Source organism: Streptomyces sp. NBC_00247, assembly GCF_036188265.1.
Classification (GTDB): domain Bacteria; phylum Actinomycetota; class Actinomycetes; order Streptomycetales; family Streptomycetaceae; genus Streptomyces.
Genome location: NZ_CP108093.1, coordinates 5,158,287 through 5,170,392, shown reverse-complemented (window position 1 = coordinate 5,170,392; position 12,106 = coordinate 5,158,287). Strand labels below are relative to the sequence as shown.

Here is a 12,106-nt window from a genome sequence, read left to right as displayed (position 1 = left end):
TCCCCGGCTCCCGTGCGCGTACTCCCAGAAGTCGTGGCAGCACCCTTTCGCCGGTGCACGTGAGCTGCACAACACCCGCCCTCCCCCGGCGACTCACGGATGAACCGCAGGCGTACGCTGTACTGCTGGCCCTGCCGCTCCTGCCGCTCCCCTGCGACGTCGCGGCGTTGATACGAACCGGGGAGTAGGACGTGTTTGAGAGTGTGGGTGCGCTGACCAGCAGCCCATGGGTCTACCTGGTGGTGGGCCTCTCGGTGCTCCTGGACGTGTTCCTCCCCGTCCTGCCCAGCGGTGTCCTGGTGATCACCGCGGCCACCGCCGCGGCAGCGGGATCCACGACGGTCGCGGGAGCTCCCGGAGCGGCGACCCACGCGGTGCCCTCCCTGCTCTTCCTCGCGCTGAGCGCCGCCGCGGCCTCGGTCCTCGGCGACCTGGTCGCGTACCGCCTCGCCTGGCGGGGCGGCGAACGGCTGGACCGGGCCATCGCCCGTTCCCGTCGTCTCACCTCGGCGCAAGAACGTCTCGGCGCGGCGCTCAACCGCGGCGGCGGCGCGCTCGTCGTGATCGCGCGGTTCGCCCCGGCGGGCCGGTCCGTGGTCTCTCTGGGGGCGGGCGCCGCACACCGCAAGGCGAAGGAGTTCCTGCCCTGGTCGGCCGTGGCGGGTGTCGCCTGGGCCGGTTACAGCGTCGGACTGGGCTACTTCGGCGGCCAGTGGCTGGGTGCCACCTGGTTCGGCACCGCCATCTCCGTACTCGCGCTCTTCGTCGCGGGCGGTCTGGCCGCGTTCGTGATGCGCCGCCCCGCGGCCGCCGCGCAGCAGGCCCTCGCCGAGGCAGCCGCAGCGGCGGCCCCGGCCCCGACCGTCCTCACCCCCGCTCCCTGAGCAGTCCGCCGGCCCTGGGCAGAGGCCGCTGCGGGGGCTGGGCGGAGGCCCTGAGGGCGCGAACCGCCGGGGGCGTCGGTCAGTCGTGCGCGGCCGTGTGGTCGTGGGCGCCCCGCACCTCCAGGCCGTCGAGAAGCCGATGCGTGGCGGCCGTGATCTCGTCCACGGCCCGGTCGAACACCTCCTGGTTGTGCGCGGCGGGGGCACGGAAGCCGGACACCTTGCGTACGAACTGCAGGGCGGCGGCTCTCATGTCCTCCTCGGTGGCCTCCTCGGGGATGGCCGGCGGGCGGAGCGTCTTGATACTGCGGCACATGACTCCAGTGTGACCCCCACCACTGACAAGAGCCCCACCGCAGGCAGGAGCGCCGGTTCCGCGACGGCGACCACGGCCACGCTGGCGATGCCCGAGATCCCCTTGAGGATGCCGAGGACACCGTCCACGAGCAGCAGCACGCCCGCGAACAGCTTTCCCGCCGCGGCCCAGTGGCCGCCCTGGTCCGGTCCCTTCCCACCCCCGCCCGGCCGGCCTCCGACCCCACCGGCGCGCCCCGGTCCCGCCGTCCCGTCCGGCCTCTCCCACGTCTCCCCCGGCCCATCGGGGGTGGATGCCGACTGCGTCATGGGCACTCCTTCGTCATCCGGGCCACCGGACCGGTGTGCCGGTCCAAGGCATGGCGTGCCGGTCCAAGGCATGGCGTGCCGGTCCAAGGCATGGCGTGCCGGTCCAAGGCATGGCGTGCCGGTCCAAGGCATGGCGGGGCGTGGCCTGCGTGCCGGCACAGGGCGCGGCGACGGGGCCGGTGAGCCGGTTCAGGGCGCGGCGACGGTGACGATGTGCCCCTGCGCGTCCACGGTCAGAACGGCCCTCTCGACCTTGTTGACCAGGGCCAGCACGAGCCAGACCGGGCCCCAGAGGGAGCAGGTGAACATGGTCAGCAAGGCGTGCAGCACGTGGTTGGCGGGCTGTCCGTGGACGACGACGGCCTGTGCGGCGGACCGCGATTCCACCCGCCAGCCGTCGGCGATCCGCTGGGTGACGGCCCAGTCGAGGATCAGGCTGCGCTGTGTGTCGTCGGGCGGGGTGGCGTGCGGGGTGTAGTAGCCGGGAGGCGGCTCGATCGAGGTCCGCGCCCGCGGGGTGCGGTGGAACTTCACGGGCTCACCTCCAGGTGTCGAGGTCTCCGCCTCGCCACTCGATCAGGTCGGGCTGATCGAGGTCGGCTTCCTCTCCGTCCGGTACGAGTCCCGCCGTGCGGAGAAGCGCGGCCACCTCTCCCCGCCCGTGGGCCAGTCCCACGATCCGCCCGTGCACCGTCACTCTCCGCGCGCCGTTCGACGACGGCGGAGCGACGATCACGGGCGGATGAACAGCCATGCGTCCACGGTGCCCCGCGCTCGCCGGGCGCGCATCCCGGCAGCCTTCGGCTCACCGCCTCGAACGCCGCGTACCGCCCCGTTCACCGTACGGTCACGGCTTCACCACCGACGGAGGATACGGCTCCGAGCGGTCCGCGCCCACGGCTACGTTCGGGCTTCCACCGACCGTCGAGCACTCGCCCAAGGGGTTCGCCCATGTCCTTCCAGCCGCCCGTCCCTCCGGGCACCGACCCGTACACGCGGCCGTCGCCCGCCCCGGGCGCGCGCCCCAAGTGGACCCGGAAGCGGGTCCTCTTCCCCGCTGCCGGCCTGCTGTTCTTCGTCGGTGTCGGAATCGGGGCATCGGGCGATCCGGCTCCGGGAGAGCGCGACGCCCAGAACGCGTCCAAGGCGAGGCCGGTTCCGACCGTGACGGTCACCAGGACGGCCACCGTCACCGTGACCTCGACGCCGAAGCCCGCGCCGACGGTCACCGAGACCCTGACGGTGACGGTCGCCTCGGAGCCGGCGGCGGCCGGCTCCGGAGACGGTTCCGGAGCCGACTCCGAAGAAGGCACGGGGAGCGGCACTTCGCGCACGTCGGGCACGGGCGACGCCGCGACCGACGCCGGGACCGACGACGGTGCCGACAGCGCGCCCGTCGACACCACGACGTACTACGCGAACTGCTCGGCCGTCCGCGCCGCCGGGGCGAACCCCATCCACCGGGGAGAACCCGGCTTCGGCGCCCACCTGGACCGCGACGGCGACGGGGTCGCCTGCGAGTGAGCCGGGCCACGCCCGCGAGTCGTCCGGGGAGGCGACGGGGGGCGGGGGACGGAACGGAGGCGGCAGGACCGGGAAGGCGGGGCGCCGCCGGTCAGGCCGCCTCCGCCATGCCGGCGTGCATCGCGGACGCCCATTCGACCAGCAGGCGTTGATACCTCGCTTCGCCCTCCGGCGACAGCCGTCCGCCCGAACACTGCCACAGTGCGCGGATGTCCGCGTTCACCGCGTCAGGTGAGCGCACGGGAGCAGGCGCCGGAGGAAAAGTGGACATGCGTACAGATTACGGCGCCGAACTGACAACCGAGTCCACGGCGTCGAGCGCCAGACTCCACGGAAAGGCCTCGGGTCTCCCCTCTCCCGGCCGGTTGGGCTCGAATCCGCCGGGTCCGAAGAGCACGTTCACGCCCGCCTCGCGGAGGGTCTCCAGGGACCTCCCGAACTGCGGATGCCGCACGTAGGCGGCGTTTGCGCAGGGCATGGCCACGATCGGTACGTCCTTGCCGATGCCCTCGGCGACCACGCCGACGACGAAGGTCGAAGTGACGCCGAGCGCCCATTGGTTGAGCGTGTTGAACGTGACCGGCGCGACGAGAATCACATCCGCCGGGGGCCAGACGTCCGGATCACCGGGCATCTTGTACTCGGATCGCACCGGGCGTCCGGTCGCCTTCTCCAGCGCGGGCAGTTGGGGCGCCAGCCACCGCGCGGCCGTCGGCGTGAGGCCCAGACAGACATCCCACCCGCGCGCCTGCGCATTTCTCACTACACGTAATACGTCGAAGACCGGAGGGGCAGCAGAACAGAACACGTACAGAGTCGTCATGCGGCCCATACCACCCCGCACTCGCCGCCGGATGCAACCGCCCCCGGAACGAGTGGTATCGAGGCCTATGACCCCCGCGTCCACAGCGGGCGCGGGTACCTTCCCGGTGACTCGTGTAGAAACGGAGAACGCATGCCCAGCCAGGTCGGCGAGCACACCGGCACCCGCATCAAGGAGCAGCGCAGGCTTGCCCGGTTGACGCAACGTCAACTGGCCGCGCGACTGCCCTACTCGTACAGCCTGCTGAACCAGGTCGAGTGCGGCGCCAAACCGGCCAACCTCGACTTCGTGGCGGCGGTCGCCCAGGTGTTGCGGATCGACGTGTCGGTGCTGACGGGTCAGCCGTACGTCACCGAGCTCCAGCAGGACCGGCTGACCGAATTGATAAGGCCCATCCGCGAAGCGCTGGACCTGTACGACCTGGGCGCCGACGAAACGATTCCGGAACGTTCCCCCGGGCAACTGATCGAGGCCGCGCAGCACCTCTGCGTACTGGTCCGGGCCACGCATCTGCGCAACGCGGCACGGCTGTTGCCGACGACCATCACCGAACTGACCACCGCCGCCTGGCGGTCCGGCTCGTCGGAGCTGTGGCAGGCGCTGGCCTCCACGTACCGTACGGCGCACGACGTGAGCGTGAAGCTCGGCTATTACGACCTGTCCGCGGTGGCGCTGGACCGGATGGACTGGGCGGCCCGGCGCGCCTCCGACCCGTGCCTGTCGGCGATCCGCCAGTACATGCGGGCGCTGGTGTACTTCCGGGAGGGCGAGTACCGGATCGGCCAGCGGCTCATCACCTCGGGACACGAGCTCGTGTCCTGCGCCGGGAAGGACCGGGAGTCACTCGCCGTACGGGGCCAACTCCACCTCGGAGCCTCGGTGATCGCCGCGCGCGCGGAGCAGCAGACCCTGGTGGACGACCACATCGCGGAAGCCACCCGCTGCGCCGAGCGTACGGGCGAGGTGACCCGGATCCACTGGCTCTCCTTCGGCCCGACCAATGTGGCGATGCACCGCATGTCGGCGGCGATCGAGATGCGGCAGTACGACGACGCCCTGGTCCAGGCCCACGGGATCAAGCTGCCGGCCGGGCTCGCCACCTCGCGGCGCGCGCACTTCCTCATCGACCGGGCCCGCTGCGAGATGGAGACCGGTCACACCGAAGCGGCCCTCGGCTCCCTGGCCGACGCCCGGCACGCCGCCCCGGAGCAGACCCGCTACCACCCGGGAGCCCGGGAGACGATCAAGGGCTTGGTGCACCTCTCGCGCCGTACCCCGGACTCGCTGGGCCACATGGCCACCTGGATCGGCCTGTGATGGCACCGGAGTTCGCAGCCGTCCGACCACCGCAACCCCGGTCACCGCGCGTGTGAGCGCGCTCACGGAAGTGTGAGCGTTGTGGCCCTCGCGGCCCGGCATGCTGACCACGCCTGCTCCATGACGACACGACGCATGACGACACGGGGATGCCATGACTGTGAGGAACCTGCCGCCGGTATCCGAACTGACCGAACAACAACAGCGGGGGTGGTCGTGCGTCTGGTGCGCGGCCCCCCTGTCGACGGGCACCGCCCTCAACCTGGGCGAACAGCGCCACCAGCCCGCCTCTGGCGCGCCCTACTGGTGGTTCCCCCGCGCCTGCCCCGACGCCCGCGCCTGCACGAAACGCGAGGGTCTGGGCGACCGCCGCTGAGCGGGGCTGCTCCTGCGCGGTGCCGCTCCCCGTTCGGTGCCGCTCCTCCGCGAGGGGCCGGGACGTCCCCCCACGCCCCGGCCACCCCTCCCCCTCATATGGCGTCACCCCTGCTTGCGCAGCCTCCGCAGCGCCGCCCTCGCCTCAGCCTGCTTGCGCCGCGCCACCCCGTACGGCGACCAGGCCCCCTGGTGCAGAGGACATCGCGAGGTCCCCGTCATCGCTTCCTTCGCACACCGGGTCCTGCGCTGCGTCAGGGCCCCGCATCTCGTCTGCGCCATGTGTACCCACCCCTTCGTCGTCCCACGATCACCGCCGCCCCCGCTCGCCTCCGCACTCCGACCGGTCCACTTGCACCGGCCCCGCGATCAGGCTCCCCCGCGCCCTCAACGGTGCCCGAGGCAACTGCCCGGCGGCAGGCGCACATGCCACCGGCAGGGGCGCGCCAGCTCACTGCCGGTGCACGCGGGGCGCGGTGGAGTGCGCGGGTGGGATTGGCAGTACGCGCCCCCGGGCAATCCGCTCCGGCGGGGCGGATCATCGCGCCGTTCGGAGTGGAGTGATGGGTGGGTTCGGCGAGCGAGTGGACACGCGCGTTTCGGGGACGCGGCGCGCGACCTGACGGAGACGATCCCCACGTGCCTCCCGCGAGATCGGTACCTCGTCCGGCACCACCACTAGCCCTTGTCGACGAACGCCGTTGGACCCGGCACCAGTTGATCGTCCGCGGGTCACGCCGCCTCGGCCGTGTCCCCCCGGACGGCGGCGGCCCACTCGGCGAGCAGTCGCTCGTACTCGCGGCGGGCCTCCGGCGAAAGGCGCCCGCCGCCGCGCTGCCACAGCGCGCGGATGTCCGCGTTCACCACGGGCAGCGAACGCGCGGGAGCGGCATCGGACGAGAGGAAGGGCATGTGCACAGGGTAGGGGCAGGGCGCGGCGGTACGGGAGGGGGTGAGACGGATCGCCGGCGCTCAGGCACCGGGGTGGCGCGGGGAAAATTGGAAGCATGCAGGTCAGGGCCTGCCTGGGTGCGGAGCGGTTGACCGTGCCCAATAAAGGACCTCCACCGGTACGACCGGCGGGACAGCCCGTGGCTGATTCCTGTCGCGCCCGGCGCCTACGGTGAGGGCCCCTCCACGTACCCGAGCGCGGATTCCACCCCTGGCCCGAGTGACGGATGATCGATGATCGTTTGGAGATGTGGACTCTTCGTGGCCTTCGGGCACGAGAAGGCCCCCCAGTCGAACACGACTGAGGGGCCAGAACCAGACTCTCGCCTGGTCTCCGTCCGTGGTGGGCGCGGACGGTTTCGAACCGCCGACATCTGCTTTGTAAGAGCAGCGCTCTACCCCTGAGCTACGCACCCGTGGATGAAGGAACAGCGTACATGGCGTCCGGACCGGGTTCGTACTCCGTTTCGCCACCGCCGCGGGTACCCCACGCGTGGGACGCCGTAGAACGCGGAGGCGGGGCTCGAACGGCGGGCCGGATAGGGGGGTTACCCCTACCCCGGAGCCGGTGGGCGGCCTCATCGTGGGTGACGGCCGGGCTGCATAACGTGAAGGTGGCCGGGGGAACCGCCCCGGTGAGCACGTCACCGCACCGCGCACCTCTGGGGGACCGAGCCCGTGGACACCACCACCAGCACGCCGCACACCCGCCGACGCACCGCCCTCCTCGCCTCCGCCGGGGCGCTCGCCGTCGCCGTGGCGGTCAGCGGGTGCGGGAGTACGGACGTGGACGGGGCGCCCGTCGAGCACAAGTCGTTCGCACTCCCTGGGAAGACGCTGACGATCGACTCGTCGAACACCTCTCTGGAGCTCGTACCCGCCGACGTGGACGAGGTGGAGGTGGAGCGGCAGACGGACGGCTGGGTGGTGTTCGGGTCCGGGCCCGATCCGGTCTGGAAGATGGAGGACAGCACCCTCACGCTGAAGGTGAAGTGCACGGGGGTGGTCAACAACTGCTCGGGCCGGCACCGGGTGAAGGTGCCGCGCGGGGTGGCGGTGAAGGCGACGGGGGACAACGGCAAGGTGACCGCGTCCGGGTTCGACACCCGGCTGGAGCTGTCCTCCGACAACGGCGCGGTGGTGGTACGGGACGCCGGGGGCGAGCTGAAGTTGTCGAGCGACAACGGTTCGATCGACGCCAAGGGCCTCTCGGGCCCGTCCGTGGTGATCGGCTCGGACAACGGGTCGATCCGGCTCGGGTTCGACGCGCCACCGGATCTGCTGGACGTGGACACGGACAACGGCGGTACCCGTATCGAGCTGCCGGGCGGCGGCAACGCGTACGCCGTGGACGCGAAGGCGGACAACGGGAACGTCTCCGTCGACGTACCGCGCAGCGACCTCAGCCCGCACGTGGTGAAGATCCGCAGCGACAACGGGGAAGTCAGCGTCCGAACCGCGAACTAACCGGCCCGGGTATTCGTCATGACTGGTGGGAGAATGGACCGGGCACAGGCGGACGGCACGGGAGAGGCATGTGACGGCGACAGACGGGCAGCCGCAGTCGAGGGCGCGAGCCGATGGGCGCCCCACCGTCGCCGTCCCGGCCTCCCCGAGCCCGGACCTCGCGAACCCGGACCTCGCGAACCCGCCCCCGGCAGGCTGTTCCGCCGGGAAGCCGCGCCGGGCCGGCTCGGCCTTCCGGGACGTCCTCGCCCTGGTGCTGTTGCCCGTGCCGCTGTTCGCCGCCGTGCTGCCCGCCGCGTTCGCCGGTGGCGGTACGCGCCGCTGGTTCGGCGGGCGGGACGGAAGCAGCCGGCGGGCGGACGCCCAGGCGGCGAAGGACGCCGCCGCCGAGGCGTTCTACGAGCTGGACAGCGCGCAGCGCGATCTTGAGATCTCCATCGAGACCATCACGGCCGTCGACAGTTCCCCGCGCGCCCGGCAGGCCGTGGAGGAGTTCGCGGCCCTGGGGCGTCGGATCGACGAGGTCAGCCACGCCTACATCACCGCGGTCGACGCGCACGACCTGGACCGGGACGATCTGGAGCCGTCCGTAGCGGCCCGGGCGACGGCCGAACTGACCCGGGCCAAGGACGATCTCGTACGGGTCAGGGGCGAGCTCGACCGGTACGCGCAAGGGCTCGGCCCTCTCCTCGGCAGCGCCGAGACCCAGCTCGCCCGGCTGGCTCCGGCGGTGGAGCGGGCGCGGCAAGGGCTGATCGGGGCCACCGGAGCGCTGGACGGGGTACGCGCCTCCGGAATGAAGGCGGACGACCTCGCCACACGGCTCGCCGCCCTCGCTCCCGAGCTGACCAAGCTCAACCAGGGCGCGGGTCGCCACGGGGTGGCCGAGACGCTGCAACGGGCCGATGCCGTGCTCCGCGAGGCGGAAGCCATACGTACCGAGGCGGAGCGGCTGCCGGAGCGGGCCGCCGAGATCGACCGCAGGCTGGTGTCGCTGCGTACCCGCGCGCAGGCCTTGACCACCCGGGCGGGCGGTGTGGAGCCGATCCTCAGCGAGTTGCGGCGGCGCTTCTCGGAGGAGTGCTGGCACGACCTCCAACACGTTCCGGAACAGGCGGCTGAGGATGTCCGCCGGGCCGAGGAGAAGCTCGCCGAGGCCGCCGAAGCGCGCAGGGAGCAGCGCTGGGCCGACGCCACCGCCCGGCTCGGCACGGTCCGCGCGCTGCTCAACCACGCGGACGAGGCGGTGTCGGCGGCCGGGGAGAGACTGCGTCTGCTGGACGCGGTGGCGAAGGATCCGAAGAACGAGATCCAGCGGACCCGGTTCGCCGTCCGTGACGCCCAGCGGCTCGCGATGGCGGGCCGAAACACGCCCGATCCGCGTCACGCCGGGCCGCTCGACAACGCGGTGGCCAGGCTGGACCGTGCGATCGCCGCCCTCGATGTCCGCCACCCCGACTACTGGCACTTCCTGACCGAGACGGAGGCCGTCCGGCAGACCGCGGGCCAGGTCGTCTCGGACATCCGCGAAGGGCTCGGCGCCGGCAACTGAACGCCTGTCGCCGGCGGAAAGCCCTGCCTCCTGGGCCGTGTCCGACCATTCCCGCCGGGCGGGCGGCGCCCGGCACGGCACCCCGCGGCGCTGTCGGATCGCCCGAGTACATCCAGGGGCCCTGGTGCGGGGACGGCGGCCGGGCAGGCTACGTTGCGGGGATGAGTCTCCTTGATGATGTGGCCGAGCGCGACGGCTGGCGATGCTGGGTGTGCGACGAACCGGTCGACCCGGACATGTCGGTGAACGATCTGCGAGGGCCCAGCGTGGACAGCCGGACCGCCGACCGGAAGGCGAAGGTCGCCGAGCGGCTCGCGCACCGCGGGTGCAACTCCCGCAAGGGTGCGGTCAAGGTCGTCGTCGCCTGGCCCGACCACCTGTACGTGGCCGAACCCGCGCCGCTGATCGCCGTCGCCGAGAGGCTGGAACGCAAGGGGGGCCGCGAGACGGTGGGCCGCTGCCCGAACGAGCAGGACGCCCAGGAAGCGGCCGACTGGCTGGTGGACCGGTTCTCCCGGCTGGTGCCGGGGCTGCCGGTGACGGCGGACATCCGGGCGGGTGGCGGCCAGTTCCTGGTCACCCTGGCCGCCGGCCGCCGTTGACCGGGGATCAGGGGCGCACCCTCGCGTCGGGCTGACTCCGGCCGGGGATCAGGGGCGCACCCTCGCGTCGGGCCGCCCCGCCCCGTCCGGCCCTCGCCGGACACCCGCTGCACCCGCTGAGCCCTGAGCCCTGCCCCCGCTCCGTCAGGACTTGTCCCGTTCGGTCCCCGGGCCGATGCTGGAAGGGATCCGTGCGCCGGTGCGAACCTCCGGAGAGGGCCGGGACGAACCTCCGTGGAGACCCGTGCGTCGGCGCGCACCTCCCGAGGAGGCCGCCATGAGGAAGCCCGGCAGCACCGGACCCGCGAAGACCGTGTACGAACAGGCCGACCCCGTGAAGGCCGCGCCCGACAGGGTCGAGGCCGTGAAGGCCCAGCCCCTGCATGCCCGTCTCAACGAGGAGCTGCCCGTCGACCACCGACTCAGTCAGGTCTACCGGGTCGGCGCCGGACTGATGGGGCTCGTGCTCCTGGTCTTCGGCATCCTCGGCCTGATCAACAAGATCGGATTCTTCGACACCGGTGGCGACACCGTCGCCGGTCTCAACACCAACGGCGCGCTGAGCATCCTCTCCATCTGCGTGGGGGTGCTGCTCTTCGGCGGCATGGTGGTGGGCGGCAACAAGGCGTCCACGCTCAACATGACGGTCGGTGTCCTCTTCATCGCCAGCGGTTTCGTGAATCTGGCTCTGCTGGACACCGGGCTCAACTTCCTCGCGTTCGAGATGCAGAACGTGCTGTTCAGCTTCATCGTCGGGTTGATGCTGATGTTCTTCGGGATGTACGGCAGGGTCAGCGGCGGACTTCCGCACGACAACCCGTACTGGCGGGCCCGCCACCCGGAGGAGGCCGCCCGCGAGGACCGCGCCCGCTCCGACCGGCCCCGGATGATGCCGGGCACCCGCCCTCAGCCGCACGCGTGAGGAGGGACGGCCCCAGCGGCGGGTCCGCCGCTCTACTCTTGCTCCATGCCTCGTTACGAGTACCGCTGCCGCACCTGCGGAGACACCTTCGAGCTCAGCCGTCCGATGGCCGAGTCCTCCGATCCCGCCGTGTGCCCCGTCGGCCACGACGACACCGTCAAGCTGCTCTCCGCCGTCGCCGTGGGCGGGACCTCGGGTTCCGCGCCCGCCCCGGCGGGCGGCGGCGGAGGGGGCGGCTGCTGCGGCGGGGGCTGCTGCGGCTGAACGGACCCGGAGCGACAGGATGAGTGCGGGTGCCCCCGGGGGCACCCGCACTCATCCTGTCGCCTCAGCCGGCACTCACACCTTGCGCGAGAGCGTCAGTCCGTCCGCGACCGTGAGCAGGACGCTGTCCATCCGGCGGTCGGCGAGCACGTGGTCGTTGAACTCCCGGATGGCCGCCGCTCCCCCGGTGGCGTGCGGGTCCACGACTCCGCCGTGGAAGAGCGTGTTGTCGGTGGCGATCATGCCGCCGGGCCGCAGTCGGGGCACCAGCTCCTCCCAGTACGCGATGTAGCCGCCCTTGTCCGCGTCCAGGTAGGCGAAGTCGATGTGCGGCTTCTCGGGCAGGGCGCGCAGGGTGTCGAGCGCCGGCGCGATGCGCAGGTCGATACGGTCCGCGACCCCCGCCTTCTCCCAGGCGGCCCTGCCGTACGCCGTCCACTCCTCCGAGACGTCGCAGGCGATCAGGCGCCCGCCCGGTGCCAGCGCCCGGGCCATCGACAGGGCGCCGAAGCCGGTGAAGGTACCGACCTCCACCACGAGCCGGGCGGCGGTCAGCCGGACCAGGAAGGCGAGCAGCGGGCCCTGTTCCTCGGCCGACTGCATGCCCGCGCTGTCCGGCAGTTCGGCGTACGTGGTCGCGACGAGCTCCTGCTGGACGGGGTCCAGCGGCGGGTTGTGCGCGAGTACGTACGCGTACAGCTCGTCCGTCATCCGGGTTTCGTTGCCCTTGGTCATCGTGCGCAGCTCCTGGACTGTCGGTGCGGCGTGGTGCCGTTCGGGTTCAGCCTGCCCAAGAGGCCG

Annotated in this window: 16 protein-coding genes and 1 tRNA gene; 9 read left to right on the top strand and 8 right to left on the bottom strand. The window is 72.0% G+C overall.

Annotation, left to right across the window (positions count from 1 at the left end):
* Nucleotides 1-191 precede the first annotated feature (191 nt).
* Entirely contained in the window at nt 192-884 is a 693-nt protein-coding gene (locus tag OHT52_RS22530; protein WP_328721988.1) for a DedA family protein, read from the top strand.
* A 79-nt stretch (nt 885-963) separates the two neighbouring features.
* On the opposite strand, the gene OHT52_RS22525 is transcribed toward OHT52_RS22530, so the two are convergent.
* From OHT52_RS22525 to OHT52_RS22510, 3 genes are all read right to left on the bottom strand, one after another.
* Nucleotides 964-1,200 carry a DUF2277 domain-containing protein gene (locus tag OHT52_RS22525; protein ID WP_328721987.1) on the bottom strand — a complete coding sequence of 79 codons (237 nt, stop codon included), beginning with the start codon at nt 1,198-1,200 and terminating at the stop codon, nt 964-966.
* Nucleotides 1,201-1,697: 497 nt separating this feature from the next.
* Complete coding sequence (locus OHT52_RS22515; RefSeq protein WP_328721986.1) at nt 1,698-2,042, bottom strand: hypothetical protein; 345 nt, start codon at nt 2,040-2,042, stop codon at nt 1,698-1,700.
* Nucleotides 2,043-2,046: 4 nt separating this feature from the next.
* Complete coding sequence (locus OHT52_RS22510) at nt 2,047-2,262, bottom strand: hypothetical protein (RefSeq protein WP_328721985.1); 216 nt, start codon at nt 2,260-2,262, stop codon at nt 2,047-2,049.
* Between the two features lie 197 nt (nt 2,263-2,459).
* Between OHT52_RS22510 and OHT52_RS22505 the strand changes: the two genes are divergently transcribed.
* Nucleotides 2,460-3,032 (top strand): excalibur calcium-binding domain-containing protein, encoded by a 573-nt coding sequence (locus OHT52_RS22505; RefSeq protein ID WP_328721984.1) that lies wholly within the window; start codon nt 2,460-2,462, stop codon nt 3,030-3,032.
* Nucleotides 3,033-3,123: 91 nt separating this feature from the next.
* Here the strand turns inward: OHT52_RS22505 and OHT52_RS22500 are convergent, their stop codons facing one another.
* Both OHT52_RS22500 and OHT52_RS22495 read right to left on the bottom strand, forming a co-directional pair.
* Nucleotides 3,124-3,303 carry a hypothetical protein gene (locus OHT52_RS22500; protein WP_328721983.1) on the bottom strand — a complete coding sequence of 60 codons (180 nt, stop codon included), beginning with the start codon at nt 3,301-3,303 and terminating at the stop codon, nt 3,124-3,126.
* A gap of 9 nt (nt 3,304-3,312) precedes the next feature.
* Nucleotides 3,313-3,855 carry a flavoprotein gene (locus tag OHT52_RS22495; RefSeq protein ID WP_328721982.1) on the bottom strand — a complete coding sequence of 181 codons (543 nt, stop codon included), beginning with the start codon at nt 3,853-3,855 and terminating at the stop codon, nt 3,313-3,315.
* Between the two features lie 132 nt (nt 3,856-3,987).
* On the opposite strand from OHT52_RS22495, the gene OHT52_RS22490 reads away from it, so the two are divergent.
* Together OHT52_RS22490 and OHT52_RS22485 are read left to right on the top strand one after the other, a co-directional pair.
* A complete protein-coding gene (locus OHT52_RS22490; RefSeq protein WP_328721981.1) occupies nt 3,988-5,172 on the top strand; it encodes a helix-turn-helix domain-containing protein in 1,185 nt (394 codons plus the stop codon).
* A gap of 154 nt (nt 5,173-5,326) precedes the next feature.
* Nucleotides 5,327-5,548 (top strand): hypothetical protein, encoded by a 222-nt coding sequence (locus OHT52_RS22485; protein WP_328721980.1) that lies wholly within the window; start codon nt 5,327-5,329, stop codon nt 5,546-5,548.
* Nucleotides 5,549-6,279: 731 nt separating this feature from the next.
* On the opposite strand, the gene OHT52_RS22480 is transcribed toward OHT52_RS22485, so the two are convergent.
* Nucleotides 6,280-6,459, bottom strand: a complete 180-nt coding sequence (locus OHT52_RS22480; protein WP_328721979.1) for a hypothetical protein — start codon at nt 6,457-6,459, stop codon at nt 6,280-6,282.
* A gap of 380 nt (nt 6,460-6,839) precedes the next feature.
* Nucleotides 6,840-6,914, bottom strand: a tRNA-Val gene (locus OHT52_RS22475).
* A 262-nt stretch (nt 6,915-7,176) separates the two neighbouring features.
* Here OHT52_RS22475 and OHT52_RS22470 point away from each other — a divergent pair.
* The 5 genes from OHT52_RS22470 (at nt 7,177) to OHT52_RS22450 (ending at nt 11,305) form a co-directional block, all read left to right on the top strand.
* Complete coding sequence (locus OHT52_RS22470; RefSeq protein WP_328721978.1) at nt 7,177-7,965, top strand: DUF4097 family beta strand repeat-containing protein; 789 nt, start codon at nt 7,177-7,179, stop codon at nt 7,963-7,965.
* 253 nt (nt 7,966-8,218) lie between these two features.
* On the top strand, nt 8,219-9,517 hold the full coding sequence (locus OHT52_RS22465) for a hypothetical protein (protein ID WP_328723851.1): 1,299 nt from the start codon (nt 8,219-8,221) through the stop codon (nt 9,515-9,517).
* 161 nt (nt 9,518-9,678) lie between these two features.
* Nucleotides 9,679-10,119, top strand: a complete 441-nt coding sequence (locus tag OHT52_RS22460; RefSeq protein WP_328721977.1) for a hypothetical protein — start codon at nt 9,679-9,681, stop codon at nt 10,117-10,119.
* A 277-nt stretch (nt 10,120-10,396) separates the two neighbouring features.
* Complete coding sequence (locus OHT52_RS22455; RefSeq protein WP_328721976.1) at nt 10,397-11,041, top strand: DUF4383 domain-containing protein; 645 nt, start codon at nt 10,397-10,399, stop codon at nt 11,039-11,041.
* A gap of 45 nt (nt 11,042-11,086) precedes the next feature.
* Nucleotides 11,087-11,305: an FmdB family zinc ribbon protein gene (locus OHT52_RS22450; protein WP_328721975.1), complete on the top strand. Its 219-nt coding sequence runs from the start codon at nt 11,087-11,089 to the stop codon at nt 11,303-11,305.
* A 75-nt stretch (nt 11,306-11,380) separates the two neighbouring features.
* Here OHT52_RS22450 and OHT52_RS22445 read toward each other — a convergent pair whose 3' ends face one another.
* Entirely contained in the window at nt 11,381-12,040 is a 660-nt protein-coding gene (locus OHT52_RS22445) for an O-methyltransferase (protein ID WP_328721974.1), read from the bottom strand.
* Nucleotides 12,041-12,106: the final 66 nt, after the last annotated feature.

What these genes read in the sequence shown, in the direction of transcription:
- OHT52_RS22525 (WP_328721987.1), bottom strand. Translation starts at nt 1,200, where the DNA reads ATGTGCCGCAGTATCAAGACGCTCCGCCCGCCGGCCATCCCCGAGGAG.
- OHT52_RS22510 (WP_328721985.1), bottom strand. Translation starts at nt 2,262, where the DNA reads ATGGCTGTTCATCCGCCCGTGATCGTCGCTCCGCCGTCGTCGAACGGC.
- OHT52_RS22505 (WP_328721984.1), top strand. Translation starts at nt 2,460, where the DNA reads ATGTCCTTCCAGCCGCCCGTCCCTCCGGGCACCGACCCGTACACGCGG.
- OHT52_RS22500 (WP_328721983.1), bottom strand. Translation starts at nt 3,303, where the DNA reads ATGTCCACTTTTCCTCCGGCGCCTGCTCCCGTGCGCTCACCTGACGCG.
- OHT52_RS22495 (WP_328721982.1), bottom strand. Translation starts at nt 3,855, where the DNA reads ATGACGACTCTGTACGTGTTCTGTTCTGCTGCCCCTCCGGTCTTCGAC.
- OHT52_RS22490 (WP_328721981.1), top strand. Translation starts at nt 3,988, where the DNA reads ATGCCCAGCCAGGTCGGCGAGCACACCGGCACCCGCATCAAGGAGCAG.
- OHT52_RS22485 (WP_328721980.1), top strand. Translation starts at nt 5,327, where the DNA reads ATGACTGTGAGGAACCTGCCGCCGGTATCCGAACTGACCGAACAACAA.
- OHT52_RS22480 (WP_328721979.1), bottom strand. Translation starts at nt 6,459, where the DNA reads ATGCCCTTCCTCTCGTCCGATGCCGCTCCCGCGCGTTCGCTGCCCGTG.
- OHT52_RS22460 (WP_328721977.1), top strand. Translation starts at nt 9,679, where the DNA reads ATGAGTCTCCTTGATGATGTGGCCGAGCGCGACGGCTGGCGATGCTGG.
- OHT52_RS22455 (WP_328721976.1), top strand. Translation starts at nt 10,397, where the DNA reads ATGAGGAAGCCCGGCAGCACCGGACCCGCGAAGACCGTGTACGAACAG.
- OHT52_RS22450 (WP_328721975.1), top strand. Translation starts at nt 11,087, where the DNA reads ATGCCTCGTTACGAGTACCGCTGCCGCACCTGCGGAGACACCTTCGAG.
- OHT52_RS22445 (WP_328721974.1), bottom strand. Translation starts at nt 12,040, where the DNA reads ATGACCAAGGGCAACGAAACCCGGATGACGGACGAGCTGTACGCGTAC.